The organism is Micromonospora echinospora, assembly GCF_014203425.1.
Lineage (GTDB): Bacteria > Actinomycetota > Actinomycetes > Mycobacteriales > Micromonosporaceae > Micromonospora > Micromonospora echinospora_A.
The window spans coordinates 4,980,768-4,997,808 of sequence record NZ_JACHJC010000001.1; the positions used below are offsets into that span (position 1 = coordinate 4,980,768).

Genomic DNA, 17,041 nt, shown 5'->3' on the forward strand with positions numbered 1-17,041 from the left:
CCGCGCCGTTTGCCGTGCGGGTCGCGGCCGACAGGATGCCCGTAGATGGTCCATGCGATGCCCAGGCGCATCGACTCGTGAGGAGCGTTCCTGTGATCAAGGTGGCAATCATCTTCCACTCCCGCAGCGGGAATACCTACCAGATGGCCGTTGCCGCCGCGGCGGCGGCGGTGAAGGCCGGCGCGGAGGCGCAGCTCTACAAGGTGCCCGACCTGCCCAGTCCGATGGTGCTCGACCACAAGGCGTACGCCGAGCTCAACGCCGAGACCGCCGACGTTCCGGTGGCCACGCTCGCGGACCTGGTCGCGGCGGACGCCATCATGATCGGCACTCCGGTGCACTACGGGCTGCCCGCTCCGCAGATCCTCGACTTCATCGACCACTCCGGACCGGTCGCGATCCCGGGTGATCTGGCGAACAAGGTGGTGTCCGTCTTCGCGTCCGGCTCGATGCCGCACGCCGGTCAGCAGGCGGCCATCCTGGCGCTGCACAACTGCATCTGCCACTGGGGCTCGCTGATCGTCCCGAACGGCTCCAGCGTGGAGGTGCTCGGCCTGCCGAACAACGGCGCGCCGTACGGCACGTGCAGCGTCTCCCGCCACGAGGCGAACAACGTCCACGAGGACAACCTCGCCGCCCTCGAGTACCAGGCGCTGCGGCTGGTCGAGGTGGCCACCGCGTACAAGATCGGCCGCGAGCAGACCACGTCGGCGATCAAGTACGTGGACCGCCGGCTGCTGGCGGAGAAGTTCGGCCTCTGACTCCGACGTGAACCGGCCCGCCCGGCGCGGGCCGGTTCGGCGTGTCCGGGGTCAGGTGGCGCCGACTCCGGCGCGGGCGGTCAAACCGTCCAGCACGTACGCCAGCCCGAGCGTGAAGTTCGTGTCCCAGTCGTCGTCCAGCAGGTGCCGCTGCGCGGCCAGGGTGGGATAGCGGGAGCTGTGCCGCTCGAGCATCCGCTGGCCCTCCCGGCGTTCCTCCGCCGACCACCGCAGCGTGGCCTGGCTGGCCGCTGAGCCCTGGACGTGGCTGTAGAGCACCCAGCTCGCCGCGGTGACGTCCCGCGACGCGAACCCGGCGCGGGTCAGGGCGGCCTGGAGGAACTCCATCCAGGCCAGGAAGCCGGGGCCGACCGCGGGACGCCGGCGCATCACCGCCGACCACGGGTGCCGCAGCAGCGCGGCGCGCCGCTCGGTCAGCAGCGTCGTGACGTCCGCCCGCCAGTCGTCGCCCGGCGGCGGTGGCGGCGTGGCGGCGAACACCGCGTCGACCGCGAGGTCGATCACGTCCTCCTTGGTGTCCACGTGCCAGTACAGCGTGGTGGTGCCGACGCCCAGGCGGTCGGCGAGGCGGCGCATGGTGAGCTGCCCGACGTCGTTCTCGTCCAGCAGCTCGACCGCGGCGGCGGTGATGCGCTCGAGGGTCAGCGGCGGATCGGGCCGCCCGGGGGACGTGGTCCGCAGCCACAGACTCCGGCTCCGCTCCGCCATCCCGTCACCCGCCTTGCCCGAAATCTGCCTGTTCCGCCCGTGAGCGTAGTACATTGGACGGGCACTGGAACGTTGTTCGAGTGCTGGACCATCGTTCGACCCTCGCGCCGGCGAAGAGGTGAAGCCAGATGAGACTCGTGGTGTTCGGCGCGAACGGGCCCACCGGCCGGCTGGCCACGGAGATGGCAATGACCCGGGGGCACGTCGTCACGGCCGTGACCCGGCGCCCGGAGTCCTTCCCGCTGCAGGGCGAGAGCCTGCGGGTGGTGGGGGCGGACGTGCTGGACGCCGCGGCTGTCGATGCCGCCGTCGCCGGTCAGGACGCGGTGATCTCCACGCTGGGTGTGCCGTACACGAAGGAGACCGTGCGGGTCTACTCGCAGGGCGCCACCAACATGATCGCCGCGATGCGGGTCCACGGCCTGCGCCGGCTGGTCTGCGTGACGTCGACCGGCACCAGCGGCGAACACGCCGAGGGCGAGACGTTCACCTTCAAGAAGATCATCGCGCCGATCCTGCTGAAGATGGGACGCACCGTCTACGACGACATGGCGCGGATGGAGAAGGTGGTGGCGGACAGCGGTCTGGACTGGACCGTCGTCCGCCCGGCCGGCCTCTTCGACGGTGACGGCGTCACCGACTACCGGGCCGAGCCGCGCCGGCTCCCCGGCCGGTTCACCTCCCGTACCGACCTGGCCGACCTGCTCGTCCGGGAAGCGACCGAGGACCTCCACGTCGGTCAGTTCATCGACGTGGTCACCACCACCGGCGCGCCGACCTTCGCGCAGATGTTCATCCGGGAGGCGCTGCACATCGGCAAGTGAAGGCCGCCCGCCACGCGGGCCGCCCGGCGACCTTGCGCCTCGGCCAACCACTGTGGCCCCGAGGGCGGTGCCGGCAGCACCTCGACCATCCTCGCCGCGGGTTCCAAGCTCGTTTGCATTCGCCGCCGCGCCGCGAGGAGGCAGGATGCTGCTGGACGAGGATCTGACGGATCTGTGTGACGACATTCTGGCCGGGCTGCCCCGCAGTGATCAGCGACGGCGCGGCCGGGAGTACGTCCGCGGGCTACTGCTGGCCCGGGGACGCAAGTCGATCCGCAACATCGCCGCGATCTCCACGGAACCCGCCGCGGAGCAGGCGCTGCACCATTTCGTCAGCGACTCGACCTGGGACTGGATGCCGGTCCGGCGGGCGCTCGCCCGGCACGTCACCCGGCTCTGCGGGGCACGGACCTGGGTGCTGCACCCGACTCTGATCCGCAAGGCCGGAACGCACTCGGTAGGCGTCGGCCGCCGGTACTCGCCGGGCCTGGGACAGTCCCTGAACGCGCAGCACGCGGTGGGTCTCTGGGCGGCCTCGGCGAGCGTCGTCACCCCGGTCAACTGGCGGCTGCACCTCAACGAGGACTGGTTGTCCGACGAGAAGCGCCGGCGCCGCGCGGCCATCCCGGACGACGCGGTCACCCAGTCGCTCGGGGCCTGCACTGTCGAGACGTACCTGGAACTGGGGGCACCGGCCGGCGAGCTGGTCGTGGTGGACGCGCGGGAGATGGACGTCGAGGCGGTGCTCCGCCGGCTGCGGGCCGCCGGAGCGCCGGTGCTGATCCGGGTGCCCGCCGGCCTGCGGCTGGTCCCGGCCGCGGGTTCGGCCGCCGAGCCGGCCGGTGACCTGGCGGCGACCGCGCGGCACCAGCGCCGGCCGGTCTTCGGACTCACGGCGAGCCCGCCGGTGCTGGCCGGCACCGTCGCGGTGCGGCTGCCCAGCACCCGCAGCCACGATCCCCTGCTGCTGGTGGAGTTGAGCGCGCCGGGCCGCCGCGAGCCCGGCCAGTTGTGGCTGACCAGTCGCGGCGACATCGGCCTCGCCGACCTGGTCCGCCGGACGGCGCTCGTCCGCCGGGTCACCGACGACCTGGAGGCCACCGGTGACCAGGTGGGTCTGCGCGACTTCACCGGCCGCTCGTACCGGGGCTGGCACCGCCATGTGACGCTGGCGTCGGCGGCGCACACAGTGCTCGCGATGCACAGCCGGCCGGAGCCGGCACTGCGACGCACCTCCTGACGCGGGCGGGCGCCGGTGACCGTGGGCCACCGGCGCCCGCCCCGGCTCAGCCGGCCCGGAGCAGTGTCATCCCCATGGACATCCCGCCGCCGAAGGCGGCGAGCAGCACGAGGTCGCCGGCGTGGACCCGGCCGGAGCGGCACAGCTGGTCGTAGGTGATGGGCACCGCGGCGGCGCCGGTGTTGCCGTAGGCGGCGTACGTGGTGGCGACGCGGTCGAAGGGGAGCCCGAGCCGCTCCGCCATCGAGGCGAGGATCCGGCCGTTGGCCTGGTGCGGCACCAGATGCCCGAGCCGGTGCGGCGCTACGCCGTGCTCGGCCAGGAACTCCGCGATGCCGGAGACCACGTGCGTGTCGATGAATTCGCGCACCCCGCGGCCGTCCATCCGGAAGTGGTGCGAGCCGTCGTGCAGCGTCTGCTCCGAGGCCGGCAGGCGACTGCCACCGGCCGCCACTCCGATCAGCCCGCGCGCCTCGGCGAAGCTGAGCAGCCGGGTGGCCACGACCCGGTGCGCGCCACCGACCCCGATGACCGCGGCGCCCGCGCCGTCGCCGAAGAGCACCACGGTACGGCGGTCCTGCGGCGACAGGATGCGCGAGTAGACGTCCGCGCCGATCACCAGCGCCGGACGGTCCCCCGCTGCCGTCACCAGCCGCTCGGCCACCGCGAGCCCGTAGCTGAAGCCGCTGCACACCGCGTTGACGTCGAACGCGGCGGTGCCCCGGCCGGCGCCGATCTCGTGGGCGACGACGCTGGCGGTGGGGGGTTGCGGCGAATCCGGCGTCGAGGTGGCCACCACGACGAGCGCCAGGTCCGCCGCGTCGACGCCGGCGTCCGCGAGCGCGACGCGCGCCGCGCCGATCGCCAGGTCGGAGGTCGCCTCGTCCGGCTTGGCCCACCGCCGCTGCCGGATCGCGGTCTTCTCGAACACCCAGTCGCCGGTCACCCCGGCGTGCTCGGCCGCCTCGTCGTTCGTCACCACCCGGCCGGGCAGGTAGGAGCCGGTGCCGAGCACACCGATCGGCCGGTCGCCACGCGAATAAGTGAGCATGCGCCAGGTCCATTTCTTCACCAGCCGTCGATCGCGGAATTGCGATAAGGACGGGCACCGACTTCGCGGCGAATAGTGTCGACGGTCCACCAGACCAGACCTGCGGTCAATGTATGGCAACCGAACCGGGCAGGGCAACCGCCGGAACCGACGTGACATATTAGCGCCGACCGCCTTGGCCAGGCGCGCTCCGATCACCACGATGCGGATGTGGACGCCAAACCCGTAATCGGTCCGGCCGGGTCACCGTGGATGGATGCCATCGACGTGCACCATCACATTATTCCCGATTTCTATGCCGCCGAGCTTCGCGAATTGGGCGGTTCCACGGTCCTTTCCGGAGTCGACCGTCCCACCTGGAGCCGGTCGGGCAGCATCGCCATGATGGATCGGCAGGGAATACGCGCCGCGATCGTCAGCCTGTGGCCGGGCGTACCCTCGCTGGACCGCGCCCGGGGCCGCGCTCTCGCGCGGCGGCTGAACGAGTACCTGGCCGAGTTCGTGGCGGCCGGCGACGGCCGCTTCGGCGCGTTCGCGGTGCTGCCCTTCCCCCACCTCGACGACTGCGTGGCGGAGTTCGTCCACGCGATCGACGTGCTCGGTCTCGACGGGCTCGGGCTGCTCACCAACTACGACGGGCTCTACGTCGGCGACCGCCGGCTCGATCCGCTGCTGGCCGAGGCCGAGCGGCGGCGCACGCCGATCTTCGTCCACCCGGCGGTGCCGCCGGCCGCCGGCCAGCCCAGCTTCGGGCTGCCGCTGTCGCTGTACGAGTTCCCGTTCGAGACGGTGCGGCTGGTGGCGCAGCTGCTCTACAACGGGACGTTGGAGCGGTTTCCCGAGCTCCGGATCATCCTGCCGCACGGCGGCGGCGGGGTCAGCTACTACGCCGACCGGCTCACCTACGGCCCGGTCATCAACGGCGACCTCGCCGACCGCCTGCCGGACGATCCCCTCGCCGTGCTCCGCCGCCTCTACTTCGACGTGGCGATGTGCGGCCGGCACGCGCTCGCCTCACTGCGGCTCTTCGCCGACCCGGAACGGGTCCTGGTCGGCTCCGACTACCCCTTCATGCCCGAGTCCTTCGGCGCCTCGATCGGTGCGGGAGTGGCGCGCCACGCGGACCTCGATCCGGCGTGGTGGGCCGCGGTCAACCGGTCCAACGCGGCGAAGCTGTTCGCCCGCTTCCCCTCGACAGGAGAGTGACCACATGCTCGACGACACGCTTGTCGACGCGTACCTGAACCGCATCGGTGTGGCCCGGCCGGAGCGGCTCGACGCCGAGGCGCTGCGGCTGCTGCACGCGCAGCACGAGCTGACGGTGCCGTTCGAGACCATCGACTACCACCTCGGCAAGGAGATCTTCATCGACGAGCGGGTGGTCGAGAAGATCGTGTACCAGAACCGCGGCGGCGGCTGCGGTGAGATCAACAACGCGTTCCACTACCTGTTGGAGGCGCTGGGCTTCGACGTCACGCTGCACCAGGGCCGCGTCTGGCTCGGGCATGCGTTCACGCCGCCGTACAACCACTCGGTGACCACGGTGCGCATCGGCGCGGACCGGTGGCTCGTCGACGTCGGCCTGGGCCGCAGCAGCCGCTACCCGCTGCTGCTGGAGTCGCCGCAGGCGCAGGAGGACCCGCACGGCACCTTCTCCACCAAGCGGGTCGCCGACAACGCCACCGACGTCTACCGGGCCGACGCGCTGCAGTACCGCTTCTACGACGAGCCGGTCGTGGCCGCCGACGGCATGCAGGTCCTGTGGTGGTACCGCACCTCACCGGACTCGCCGTTCCTGCAGAACCTGTCCTGCACGCTGCCGACCGAGAACGGGCGCATCATCCTGCGGGAGAACAAGCTCGTCGTCATCGACGGCGACGAGCGGCGCATCGAACGGCTCACCAACGACGACGACCTGCTGGCGGCGTACGACAAGTACTTCGGCATCAAGCTGGACGCGCCGCCGAAGCCGAGTCCGCACGTCAAGAAGTCGATGCGCATGTCGTACGAGCGGGACTGAGCCGTGCTGACCGACGAGCAGGTGCAGGGCTACCTGGACCGGATCGGCGCCGCGCGCCCCGAGCGACCGGACCTGGCGGCGCTGCGCGACCTGCAGGAGCGCCACACCTTCACGGTGCCGTTCGAGAACCTCGACTACCACCTGGGCCACGAGATCTACATGGACGAGCGGGTGCTGGACAAGGTGGTCCGCCAGCGCCGCGGCGGCGGCTGCTTCGAGATCAACACCTCGCTGTTCTTCCTGTTGCGGGCGCTGGGTTTCGCGGCGACCCTGCACCAGGGGCGCGTCTGGCTCTCCGGGCGGTTCAACGGGCCGCACAATCATCTGATGCTGACTGTGGACCTTCCGGAGACCGGCTCCCGCTGGCTGGTCGACGTCGGCTTCGGCAAGAACAGCCGTTTCCCGCTCCGGCTGGACGCCGCCGAGCCGTACGTGGACCCGCACGGCCGGTTCACCACCGAGCGGGTCGAGCCCGGGGCCGTCGACGTGTACCGCAACGGCGCGTTGCAGTACCGGTTCTACGACGGGCCGGCCGACCTGTCCGACTTCCGGCAGAACCTGTGGTGGTACCGCACCTGCCCGGACTCGCCGTTCCTGCGGAACATGTTCTGCACGCTGCCCACCGCCGACGGGCGGGTCACCCTGCAGGGCGACGTGCTCACCGTCATCGCCGGCGACCGCCGGACCGTCGAGACGCTCACCGACGACGACGCCCTGCTGGAGGCGTACCGGCGGTGGTTCGGGATCGTCCTGGACAAGCCGCCGACACCGAGCCCGTACGCGGACCAGTCCTCGCGCATGGCGTTCTTCCAGAGCGACGACGGCGGGCCGGCCCGCCGATGACGACAGTGCGGGCCGCCTACGTCGACCGGCTGGGCCCGGCCGCCGGGATCCGGTACGGCGAGTTGCCCGCGCCCCGGCCCGGCCCCACCGACGTGCTCGTCGACACGCTCGCCACCACCGTCAACCACGTGGACACGTTCGTGCGCGCCGGCACGTACCGTACGCCGGTCCCGCTGCCGTTCGTGGTGGGCCGGGACGTGGTCGGCGTCGTCGCGCACGCCGGTGACGGCGTCGCCGGCTTCCGCCCCGGCGACCGGGTCTGGTGCAACAGCCTGGGCCACGGCGGGCGTCAGGGCGCGGCCGCCGAGCAGGTGGTGGTTCCCGCGGACCGGCTGTACCCGCTGCCCGCGGCGGCCTCGGCGGAGGCGGTCACCGTCCTGCATCCGGCCGCCACCGCCTACCTGGCGCTGGCGGTGCACGGCCGCCTGCGACCCGGTGAGACGGTGGTGGTGGGCGGTGGCGGCGGCAACGTCGGCGCCGCGTTGATCACGACGGCGACGGCGCTCGGCGGGCGCGTGGTCGCCACCGCCGCGCCCCGGGACGAGGCGTTCTGCCGGGCCGCCGGCGCGGTCGAGGTGGTCGACTACGCCGCGCCCGACCTCGGTGACCGGCTCTCCGCGTCGTGCCCGGACGGCGTGCACGTCTACCTGGACACCTCCGGGACCAACGACCTGGACCTGGCGGTCGGGCAACTCGCCGTGCGGGGACGGATCGTGCTGCTCGCGGGGGCGCGGACCCGGCCGGCGCTACCCGCCGGCGAGCTGTACACGAACGACAGGTCGATAGTCGGTTTCGTCATCTCGCTGGCCACGACCGCGGAGCTCGCGGAGGCGGCCGGCTTCATCAACCGGCTGCTCGCGGCCGGCCGGCTGCGCCCGCGCGAGGTGGTGCGACTGCCGCTGTCCGCCATGCGGGAGGCGCACCGGATGGTGGAGGACGGCGAGATGCGCGGGCGCCGGGCCCTGGTCGTCCCGGACGGCGCGGCGTCACAGCTCGGTGAGCAGGCGGTGCAGTCGCAGCGCGAGCTGGATCTCCAGCGCCCGTGACGGGAGTTGCCAGGTCGGGCCGAGCAGGCGCTTCACCCGGTCCAGCCGCCGGGTGACGGTGTTCGGGTGCATGTGCAGCAGCTCCGCCGCATTGGTCGGGCTGCGGCCGGCCTCGAAGTACGCGTCGAGCGTGCGGGCGAGGTCGCCGTCGCGGTGCCGGTCGTAGTCGAGCACCGGCTGGAGGGTGGCGTCGATGAACTGGTCGATGCCCTCCCGGCCGGCCAGCAGCATCGGCAGGAAGCCCAGCTCCCGTACCGACACGCCACGACCGGCCAGCTCCATCATGATCATCACGTCGAGGCAGCGCAGCGCCTGCCGGTAACGCACGGCCACCCGCTCCGGCCCGGACCCGCTGTCGGACGCCGCGGCCGTCACCGGCCGGCCGAACAGCGCACCCGACTCCTCCGCGGCCGTCCGGGCGATCTCGGCCGGGTCGGCCTCACCCGGCAGCAGCAGCACGATGTCGTCGTCGTGCAGCGCGGAGAGGCCGTCACCACGGGCGGCGAACGCCGCGCTCCACATCGACGCCCAGTGCGGGCTGACCCCGTCCGGCCGCAGCACCACCACGACGTACGGCCGGTCCAGGTGCACGCCGAGGCGCCGGGCCCGCTCGACCAGCGTGCCCGGCGGCTGCGGCGTGGTGATCAGCTCGTTGAGCAGGGCACGGCGGGCCTGGCTCTCCCGGCTGTCGTCGAGCTGCCGCAGGATCACCGCCGCCGCCTGGGCGATCAGGAGCAGGAGCTGCCCGTCCGGATCGGCGAGCGGGCTGTCCATCTCCAGCAGCAGGTCTCCCATCCGCCGGTCGCCGGCCAGCACCGGGACGACCAGGCGGCGGCCGTCCGGCGCGCCCGGCTCCGGTCCGGCGGCGCCGGCGGCAGGCCGGCTCGCGGCGACCACGAGACCGTCGTCGGTGCACAGCCGCACCGACGCGCCGAGGCGCCGGTCGGCCTCCACGACGAAGGCCCGCGCGTCGCCGCGGGCCACGGCCAGGTCGATGAAGCCGTAGTGCGCCGAGCGCAGCGTCCGCAGCCGGTCCAGGTCGGCGGCGGTACGGGCGGACTGCTGCTCCAGCCCGTAGAGGCGGGCGATCGCGACGTCCAGCAGTTGCGTCTTCTCCATCGCCGCGCCGGCGAGCCGGGCGAACGAGGTCAACTGGACGCGCTCGCCCGCGGTGACCGTCCGAGGGCGACGGTCGGCGAGGTACAGCGCGGCCACGGTGCGGCGGGGGGCGTATCCGCGCAGGTGGCCCAGACGCACCGCGACCACCGCGTGCAGCGGCCCGTCGTCGTCCGGTCCGGTCACCGGCGCGGCGGCCGGCCCGGCTTCCGCGTCCCCGCACCACAGCGGCGACCCGTCCAGCAGCGCCGCGGCGGAGGGGTGGTGACCGGGCAGGTCCGGCGGGCCGCCCTCGTCGGGGCCGTCCACCGCCCGTACCGTGATCGTCGGTCCGTCCTCGGACACGACGGCGACGAAGGCGGCCGGCGCGTCGAGCAGCCGCCGGCCCTGACGGGCGATGTCCCGCAGCAGGCCGCTCTCGTCGTGCGGCACCTCGGGGTCGTCCGCCGGCTCGGCGACCGCTCCGGGCGCGGCGTCGTCGGCGGAGCCGGCCGGTAACGGCGCGTCCCCGGGCACGGCGGCGCCTTGTTCCCTGCTCCCCCGCATGACTCTTCCCGTGTCCGTAGTCGCGTCGCAGATCTGCGCCGGATTATAGGCGTCCCGGCGGCCGACGACGTCGAACCTGATGAATCAGAGTCGAACACTTTGACCCTTCGGGAAGCCGATAACGACGATTCTCCGCATGGCCGAAACCGAGACCACCACGCCACTGTTCGAATCGCAGGCGGAAATCGTCGTCGACGCCACTCCGGACGAGGTCTACGCGCTCGTCAGTGACCTTCCGCGGTGCCGGGAGTGGAGCACCGAGTGCACCGGAGGCGAGTGGATCAGCGGCCGTCCCGGCGCCGCCGGGGCGGTGTTCCGCGGCCACAACGTGCGTGGCGAGGACGTCGTCGCCTGGGCGCCGGTCGTCCGCGGCGTCTGGACCACGGAGTCGCAGGTGCACACCGCGATCCCCGGCGTCGAGTTCAGCTGGGCGATGCGGGACAGCCGGGGAAACGCCCAGAGCAGCGTGTGGGCCTTCCGGATGAGCCCGGAGGGCGCCGGCTGCCGGCTGACGCACCACTTCCGGATGGACCAGCCCACCGAGGGCATTCGCAAGATCACCCAAGACATGGACGACGACGAGCGCCGGCGCTTCGTCACCGAATGGGGCGCAAAAGTCGGTGCCGATCTGCACGAGACGCTGCGCCGCCTCAAGTCGATTATCGAGACCGAACGGTAGGAGCCGGACATGTTGCTGCAGACGATCGCCAATCGCGGCATCCGACTGGGCACACTCTTCGACCGGGCCGCGGCCCGGCACCCGGACAACAGCATCACCCTCGACCACGACCTCGACGTGGCGCCGGAACTCGGCCGGCGGCTCACCGTCGGCGCGGTCGCCGGCCTGGTCGCCGACCTGGCCGCCCGCCTGCACGCCGCTGGCGTGCGACCGGGCGACCGCGTGGTGGTCTACAAGTCGCACAACTTCGACATCACGCTGAGCGCGTGCGCGCTGGCCCGGATCGGGGCCGTGCCGGTGCTGCTCTCCCCCCACCTCGACGCCACCACCGTGGTCCACCTGATCCGCCGGGTCGGACGGCCGTACCTGCTGACCGACCGCACCACCCTCGACGGCGGACTGTCCGACACCGTGTTCCCCACGGTCGCCGGGGTGCTGCTCGCCTCCGGTGACCACCCGTCGGCCACGTCGCTGCGCGCCCTGACCGGTGTGCCGAACGTCCCGCCGATCCTCATGTCGCCCGACCACCCCACCCTGGTCACCCACACCTCCGGCACCACCGGGCTGCCGAAGCTGGCGGTGCACACCGGACGCACGCTGCAGGCGCGCTACCGCCCGCAGGCGTCGGTCGCCGCGCTGGTGCGGCGTCGCTGCCCGGTCGCCATCCACGTCTCGTTCGTGCACTCGCGGCTGTTCACCGCGCTGGCGATCACGATGTTGCGGGGCTTCCCGCTGCTGGTGCTCGCCGACAACGACCCGGACCAGGCCACCGACCTGTTCCTGACCCACCGTCCGGGCGTGCTGGAGACCCACCCCAACTCGTTCCTGCGGTGGGAGCGGCTGGCCGACGACCCGCGCGCGCCGCTGGCCACCGTGCGCTACTTCAGCAGCACCTTCGACGCCATCCACCCGCGTACGGTCCGGCGCATGCTCGGGGCCTCCGCGCATCCCAAGCCGGTGTTCGGCCAGCTCTACGGGCAGAGCGAGGTCGGCCCGGTCGCGGCCCGCGCGTTCACCCGCCGCCGGCCGGAGGACGCCGACGGGCGCTGCGTCGGCATGCCGTTCCCCGGCATGACAGACATCCGGGTGGTCAGCCGCAACGGACGCCCACCCACCCGCGACAACCCCGGCTACATCGAGGTACGCACCGACGGGCGCATCGTCACCTACCTCGGCGAGCAGCAGCGGTACGAGGGCCAGCGCCACGGCTCGTGGTGGCGGATGGGCGACCTTGGCTACCGCACCCGGTGGGGCTGCCTGCACCTGCTCGACCGCGAGGTCGACGAGATCGACGGGTTCGGCAGCACGCTGGCGGTCGAGGACACCCTCTTCACCCGGCTGGACGAACTCGTCGAGGTGATCATCCTGCCGGCGCCGGACGGGCCGCCCGTGCCGGTGATCTGCACCAGCGAGGACCTGCCGATCGACGTCGACCGCTGGGCCGGCGCGGTCGCCACGCTGCCCCCGATGGCCCGTCCGGTGCAGCGGCGCCTGGCAGACCTCCCGCAGACCGCCACCACCAAGATCAAACGGTTGGAGCTGGCCAAGCAGCTGCTCGACCGGGACAGCGCGGCCGGATGAGCACCCGGACGCCCGTGCGGGTGGTCGTGGCCGGGGGCGGCATCGGCGGGCTCGCCACGGCCCTGGCGGTGGCGGCGCACGGGCATCACGTGACGGTCCTGGAACGCCAGCCCGAGTTCACCGAGCTGGGCGCGGGCATCCAGCTGGCCCCCAACGGCCTGCACGCGCTGGACGCGCTCGGCGTGGGACCGGAGGTCCGGGCGACGGCGGTCGCCATGGCGGAACTGCGGTTCATGGACGGCGTGACCGGCACACACGTGACCAGCCTGCCGTTGACCGAGCGGTACCAGCGCCGGTTCGGCAGCCCGTACGTGGTGGTGCACCGCGCCGAGTTGCACCGCCGGCTGCTCGACGCCGCCCGGCGGCTGCCCCGGGTCACGCTGCGCCCGGCCGCCTCGGTGGCCGGCTACCGCCAGAGCGCCGCCGGAGCCGCGGTCCACCTGGACTCCGGCGAACGGATCCCCGCCGACATGGTCATCGGCGCCGACGGCATCCACTCCCGCATCCGCCGCCAGCTCGTCGGCGACGGCGAGCCGCGCAACTCCGGCATCACCGCGTACCGCGCCATCGTCCCCATGTCCCAGGTGCCCGACCGGGTACGCCGGGACGCGGTCACCTGGTGGGCCGGACCGGACTGCCACTTCGTGCACTACCCGATCAGCGGCGGGGCGTACCTGAACATGGCCGCCAGTCACGCCGACGGCGCGCCCACACTGTTCGCCGGCCGGCCAACCGACGGCGCCCTGGTCCGGGCCGCGATGTCGCGCCTCGGCGCGGTCGACGACCTGTTGCGCCTCACCGACGAGTGGCGGGCCTGGGTGCTCGTCGACAGGGCGCCCGTCGACGACTGGGCCGACGGCCGGGTCGCCCTGCTCGGTGACGCCGCGCACCCCATGCTGCACTACGCCGCGCAGGGGGCCTGCCAGGCCCTGGAGGACGCGGTGGTGCTCGGCGACCTGCTCGGCGACGGCGCGCAGCCGGTGCCCGAGGTGCTCCGCCGCTACGTCGCTCAACGGCGGGAGCGGACCGCAGCCGTGCAGGCCGTCTCCCGGGACAGCATCCGGCTCTGGCACGCCGCCGGGGAGGCGGCGACGGCCCGCAACCGGGCGCTCGCCGCCATGACGCCGGAGGAGCTGCACACGGCGGTGGCCTGGATGCACGCCGCCCGGGTGCGCGGCGAGCGCCCGAGCGAGGCCGTGCGATGACAGGCCCGCGGCATCTGCGGATCTGCATCGTCGGCGCGGGTCCACGCGGGCTGTCCGTCCTGGAGCGGCTCTGCGCCCAGGAACGGCACGAGCGGGCCTGCGCCAGCCTGACCGTGCACGTGGTGGATCCCGCCGCGCCCGGGGCCGGCGCGGTGTGGCGCACCGACCAGTCCCGGCTGCTGCTGACGAACACCGTCGCCTCGCAGATCACCGTCTACACCGACCCGAGTTGCCGGCTGACCGGGCCGATCGAGCCCGGGCCCAGCCTGTACGAGTGGGCCAGGAGCGTGGCGTCGGTGGGCCCGCTGGGCGCGTTGGACCGCGACGTGCTCGACGAGGCGCGCGCGCTCGGCCCCGACGACTATCCGACCCGGGCGTTCTACGGCCACTACCTGCGGGCCAGCTTCCGCCGGATCGTGCGCCGCGCGCCGCCGCACGTCTCGATCCGGTGTCACCGCTCCCGCGCGGTGGCCAGCGCCGACACGTCGGGCGTGCCGGGCGGTCCGCAGGGCGTACGGCTGGCCGACGGCACCCGTCTGCACCATTTGGACGCCGTGGTGCTGGCCCTGGGTCACGCCGCCGCCCGGCTGGATCCGCGGCAGGCACGCACGGCGAGCCTGTCCCGGGTCCACGGACTCACCTACCTCCCCCAGGCCAACCCCGCCGACGTCGACCTCAGCCACATCCCGCCGGGCGCCCCGGTGCTGCTGCGCGGGCTGGGCCTGACGTTCTTCGACCACCTGATCCTGCTCACCGTCGGCCGGGGCGGCAGCTTCACCGAGGAGGGCGGGCGGCTGCGGTACCGGCCGAGCGGCGCCGAACCGAGGTTGTCCGCCAGTTCCCGCCGGGGCATCCCGGCGCACGCCCGGGGCGACAACCAGAAGGGTGTGACCGGCCGGCACCTGCCCCGGCTGCTGACCGCGCAGGCCGTGGCGCGGCTGCGCGCCCGCCGCGCCCGCGGCGAGTCGATCCGGTTCCGCCGCGACGTGTGGCCGCTGATCGCCGCCGAGGTGGAGAGCGTCTACTACGCGACGCTGCTGCGCCGCACCGGGCACGCCGACCGGGCCGAGACCTTCACGGTGCGCTACCTCGCGACGCCGGCCGAGCGGCGGCCGGCGCTGCTCGACGAGTACCGGATACCGCCGGCGCGGCGCTGGGACTGGGACCGGCTGGCCCACCCGTACCGCGGCCGCGAGTTCCGCGACCGGGACGACTTCCGGGACTGGCTGCTGGACCACCTGGCCCGGGACGTGGCGCAAGCGCGGGCCGGCAACGTCGACGGGCCGCTCAAGGCCGCGCTGGACGTCCTGCGCGACCTGCGCAACGAGATCCGCCTGGCGGTCGATCACGGCGGGATCGACGGCGACTCGTACCGCGACGAGCTGACCGGCTGGTTCACCCCGTTCAACGCCTTCCTCTCGATCGGCCCGCCGGCCCGGCGCGTCGAGGAGACGATCGCGCTGATCGAGGCGGGTGTGCTGGAGCTGACCGGGCCGGACACCCAGATCGTCATCGACACCGAGACACCCGCGTTCGAGGCGACGTCCCGGACGGTGCCCGGTCCCCCGGTCCGCGCCGGCGTCCTCATCGAGGCGCGGCTGCCGGAACCCGACCTGCGCGGCACCGCCGATCCGTTGCTGCGCCACATGCTCGACACCGAACAGTGCCGGCCGTACCGGATCCCCTACGACGGCGGCACGTACGAGACAGGAGGACTGGCCGTGACCGAACGTCCCTACCGGGTCGTCGACGCCCAGGATCAGCCGCACCCCCGCCGGTTCGCGTTCGGTGTGCCCACCGAGTCGGTGCACTGGGTGACGGCGGCCGGCATCCGGCCGGGCAGCGACTCGGTCATCCTGGCCGACGCCGACGCGATTGCCGCCGAGGTGCGCTCGCTCGCGCCGGCCGGACATGTCGTGGCCGACCGCGCGGCCTCCGGGCCGGCCCGCTTCCCGGGGGTGATCGTGTGATCGACACCCTGGACGTGGCGGTCGACAGCGGCCTGCTCTCACCGGTGCGCGCCGGCACGAGCATCGAGCCGGTGGTCAGCGACCGGGCCTGGTTGCAGGCCATGCTGGACGCCGAGGCGGCGCTGGCCCGGGCCCAGGCGCGGCTGGGCACGCTGCCCGCCCAGGCCGCCGCGGTGATCACCCGGACCGCCCGGGCCGAGCTGTTCGACCTGCGGGACGTCGCGTTGGCGTCCCGGGACACCGCGAACCCGGTGGTGGCGCTCGTCGCGCAGCTGACCCGGGCCGTCGCCGAACTCGACCCGGCCTCCGCCGAGTACGTCCACCGCGGCTCCACCAGTCAGGACATCCTGGACACCGCGGCGATGACCGTCTCGCACCGGGCGCTCACCGTCATCGACGACCACCTCGCCGCCGCCGTCGACGCGCTCGCCGGACTGGCGCTGGCCCACCGGGACGTGCCGATGGCCGGACGTACGCTGGCCCTGCACGCCGCCCCCACCACGTTCGGGCTGAAGGCGGCGGGCTGGCACCAACTGCTCTGCGACGCCCGGGTGCGGCTGTGGCGGGTACGCGACCAGGGCCTGCCGGTGTCGCTCGGCGGCGCGGCCGGCACGCTGGCCGGCTATCTGGAGTACGCGGCCCTGGACGGTGCGGCCGAGCCCGATCCCGGCTACGTGGACCGCCTCGTGGCGGCGTTCGCCGAGGAGACCGGCCTGAGCCGGCCGACGCTGCCCTGGCACACCCTGCGTACGCCGCTGGCGGACCTCGCCGCGGTGCTCGCGTTCGTGACGGGCGCCCTCGGCAAGATCGCCGTGGACGTGCTCTCGCTGGCGCGCACCGAGGTGGGCGAGGTGGCGGAGCCGGCGGCCAGCGGACGCGGCGCCTCCTCCGCGATGCCGCACAAGCGGAACCCGGTCTTCGCCACGCTCATCCGCAGCGCCGCGCTCCAGGTGCCGCCGCTGGCGGCCGGACTCACCCAGGCGCTGCTCAGCGAGGACGAGCGGTCCGCCGGCGTGTGGCACGCCGAGTGGCTGCTGCTGCGCGAATGCCTGCGGCTCACCGGCGGCGCCGCGGAGGCGGCCGTGACGCTGACGCGAGGGCTCGTGGTGCGCCCGGAGCGGATGGCGGCCAACATGGCGCTGACGCGGGGCCAGCTCACCTCCGAACGGATCGCCGCCCGGCTCACCCCCGTCGTCGGCCGGGATCGGATCAAGGAGGTGCTGACCCGGGCCGCCGCGGAGGCCGACGTGACCGATCGCGCCCTGTACGACGTCCTGGCGGAGACGCCGGAGCTGCGCGGCCGCTACACCGCCGAGGATCTGGCCCGGATCGGTGACCCGTCGGGGTACCTGGGCGCGGCGGGCACGCTGGTGGACGGCGCGGTCGTGGCCCGGGTGGCACCGGAGCCGGCCCGGCGCTGACCTCTGCGC

The 17,041-nt window shown here is 73.3% G+C and carries 15 protein-coding genes; 12 read left to right on the top strand and 3 right to left on the bottom strand.

The genetic code is table 11. The features are described from left to right. The first annotated feature begins 92 nt into the window (after window positions 1-92). Window positions 93-761 carry an NAD(P)H-dependent oxidoreductase gene (locus FHU28_RS23055; RefSeq protein ID WP_073827920.1) on the top strand — a complete coding sequence of 223 codons (669 nt, stop codon included), beginning with the start codon at window positions 93-95 and terminating at the stop codon, window positions 759-761. 51 nt (window positions 762-812) lie between these two features. Here FHU28_RS23055 and FHU28_RS23060 read toward each other — a convergent pair whose 3' ends face one another. Continuing rightward, window positions 813-1,490, bottom strand: a complete 678-nt coding sequence (locus FHU28_RS23060; RefSeq protein WP_184686551.1) for a TetR/AcrR family transcriptional regulator C-terminal domain-containing protein — start codon at window positions 1,488-1,490, stop codon at window positions 813-815. Between the two features lie 128 nt (window positions 1,491-1,618). Between FHU28_RS23060 and FHU28_RS23065 the strand changes: the two genes are divergently transcribed. After that, entirely contained in the window at window positions 1,619-2,314 is a 696-nt protein-coding gene (locus FHU28_RS23065) for an NAD(P)-dependent oxidoreductase (RefSeq protein ID WP_184686552.1), read from the top strand. Window positions 2,315-2,459: 145 nt separating this feature from the next. Continuing rightward, window positions 2,460-3,554: an IS701 family transposase gene (locus FHU28_RS23070; protein ID WP_184686553.1), complete on the top strand. Its 1,095-nt coding sequence runs from the start codon at window positions 2,460-2,462 to the stop codon at window positions 3,552-3,554. Window positions 3,555-3,600: 46 nt separating this feature from the next. Here the strand turns inward: FHU28_RS23070 and FHU28_RS23075 are convergent, their stop codons facing one another. Beyond that, window positions 3,601-4,605, bottom strand: a complete 1,005-nt coding sequence (locus FHU28_RS23075; protein WP_184686554.1) for a 3-oxoacyl-ACP synthase III family protein — start codon at window positions 4,603-4,605, stop codon at window positions 3,601-3,603. Between the two features lie 252 nt (window positions 4,606-4,857). Between FHU28_RS23075 and FHU28_RS23080 the strand changes: the two genes are divergently transcribed. The 4 genes from FHU28_RS23080 to FHU28_RS23095 are packed head-to-tail and all read left to right on the top strand — an operon-like array spanning window position 4,858 to window position 8,514. After that, window positions 4,858-5,811 carry an amidohydrolase family protein gene (locus FHU28_RS23080; RefSeq protein WP_184686555.1) on the top strand — a complete coding sequence of 318 codons (954 nt, stop codon included), beginning with the start codon at window positions 4,858-4,860 and terminating at the stop codon, window positions 5,809-5,811. Window positions 5,812-5,815: 4 nt separating this feature from the next. Beyond that, on the top strand, window positions 5,816-6,625 hold the full coding sequence (locus FHU28_RS23085; RefSeq protein ID WP_184686556.1) for an arylamine N-acetyltransferase family protein: 810 nt from the start codon (window positions 5,816-5,818) through the stop codon (window positions 6,623-6,625). A 3-nt stretch (window positions 6,626-6,628) separates the two neighbouring features. Beyond that, complete coding sequence (locus FHU28_RS23090; protein WP_184686557.1) at window positions 6,629-7,468, top strand: arylamine N-acetyltransferase family protein; 840 nt, start codon at window positions 6,629-6,631, stop codon at window positions 7,466-7,468. After that, window positions 7,465-8,514 carry an alcohol dehydrogenase catalytic domain-containing protein gene (locus tag FHU28_RS23095; protein WP_221453275.1) on the top strand — a complete coding sequence of 350 codons (1,050 nt, stop codon included), beginning with the start codon at window positions 7,465-7,467 and terminating at the stop codon, window positions 8,512-8,514. Before FHU28_RS23090 ends, FHU28_RS23095 begins: the two co-directional genes overlap by 4 nt. Here the strand turns inward: FHU28_RS23095 and FHU28_RS23100 are convergent. Further along, complete coding sequence (locus tag FHU28_RS23100; protein WP_184686558.1) at window positions 8,455-10,176, bottom strand: helix-turn-helix domain-containing protein; 1,722 nt, start codon at window positions 10,174-10,176, stop codon at window positions 8,455-8,457. The genes FHU28_RS23095 and FHU28_RS23100 overlap by 60 nt on opposite strands. A 136-nt stretch (window positions 10,177-10,312) precedes the next feature. On the opposite strand from FHU28_RS23100, the gene FHU28_RS23105 reads away from it, so the two are divergent. The 5 genes from FHU28_RS23105 to FHU28_RS23125 are packed head-to-tail and all read left to right on the top strand — an operon-like array spanning window position 10,313 to window position 17,032. Continuing rightward, window positions 10,313-10,855, top strand: coding sequence for an SRPBCC family protein (locus FHU28_RS23105; RefSeq protein WP_184686559.1), 543 nt, complete (start codon window positions 10,313-10,315; stop codon window positions 10,853-10,855). A 9-nt stretch (window positions 10,856-10,864) separates the two neighbouring features. Then, window positions 10,865-12,436: a class I adenylate-forming enzyme family protein gene (locus FHU28_RS23110; RefSeq protein WP_184686560.1), complete on the top strand. Its 1,572-nt coding sequence runs from the start codon at window positions 10,865-10,867 to the stop codon at window positions 12,434-12,436. Continuing rightward, on the top strand, window positions 12,433-13,641 hold the full coding sequence (locus tag FHU28_RS23115) for an FAD-dependent monooxygenase (RefSeq protein WP_184686561.1): 1,209 nt from the start codon (window positions 12,433-12,435) through the stop codon (window positions 13,639-13,641). The genes FHU28_RS23110 and FHU28_RS23115 overlap by 4 nt, the downstream gene beginning before the upstream one ends. Next, complete coding sequence (locus FHU28_RS23120; protein WP_184686562.1) at window positions 13,638-15,611, top strand: FAD/NAD(P)-binding protein; 1,974 nt, start codon at window positions 13,638-13,640, stop codon at window positions 15,609-15,611. Before FHU28_RS23115 ends, FHU28_RS23120 begins: the two co-directional genes overlap by 4 nt. Beyond that, window positions 15,608-17,032 (top strand): nitrosuccinate lyase, encoded by a 1,425-nt coding sequence (locus tag FHU28_RS23125; protein ID WP_184686563.1) that lies wholly within the window; start codon window positions 15,608-15,610, stop codon window positions 17,030-17,032. The genes FHU28_RS23120 and FHU28_RS23125 overlap by 4 nt, the downstream gene beginning before the upstream one ends. Window positions 17,033-17,041: the final 9 nt, after the last annotated feature.

What these genes read in the sequence shown, in the direction of transcription:
- FHU28_RS23060 (WP_184686551.1), bottom strand. Translation starts at nt 1,490, where the DNA reads ATGGCGGAGCGGAGCCGGAGTCTGTGGCTGCGGACCACGTCCCCCGGG.
- FHU28_RS23065 (WP_184686552.1), top strand. Translation starts at nt 1,619, where the DNA reads ATGAGACTCGTGGTGTTCGGCGCGAACGGGCCCACCGGCCGGCTGGCC.
- FHU28_RS23070 (WP_184686553.1), top strand. Translation starts at nt 2,460, where the DNA reads ATGCTGCTGGACGAGGATCTGACGGATCTGTGTGACGACATTCTGGCC.
- FHU28_RS23075 (WP_184686554.1), bottom strand. Translation starts at nt 4,605, where the DNA reads ATGCTCACTTATTCGCGTGGCGACCGGCCGATCGGTGTGCTCGGCACC.
- FHU28_RS23080 (WP_184686555.1), top strand. Translation starts at nt 4,858, where the DNA reads ATGGATGCCATCGACGTGCACCATCACATTATTCCCGATTTCTATGCC.
- FHU28_RS23085 (WP_184686556.1), top strand. Translation starts at nt 5,816, where the DNA reads ATGCTCGACGACACGCTTGTCGACGCGTACCTGAACCGCATCGGTGTG.
- FHU28_RS23095 (WP_221453275.1), top strand. Translation starts at nt 7,465, where the DNA reads ATGACGACAGTGCGGGCCGCCTACGTCGACCGGCTGGGCCCGGCCGCC.
- FHU28_RS23100 (WP_184686558.1), bottom strand. Translation starts at nt 10,176, where the DNA reads ATGCGGGGGAGCAGGGAACAAGGCGCCGCCGTGCCCGGGGACGCGCCG.
- FHU28_RS23105 (WP_184686559.1), top strand. Translation starts at nt 10,313, where the DNA reads ATGGCCGAAACCGAGACCACCACGCCACTGTTCGAATCGCAGGCGGAA.
- FHU28_RS23110 (WP_184686560.1), top strand. Translation starts at nt 10,865, where the DNA reads ATGTTGCTGCAGACGATCGCCAATCGCGGCATCCGACTGGGCACACTC.
- FHU28_RS23115 (WP_184686561.1), top strand. Translation starts at nt 12,433, where the DNA reads ATGAGCACCCGGACGCCCGTGCGGGTGGTCGTGGCCGGGGGCGGCATC.
- FHU28_RS23120 (WP_184686562.1), top strand. Translation starts at nt 13,638, where the DNA reads ATGACAGGCCCGCGGCATCTGCGGATCTGCATCGTCGGCGCGGGTCCA.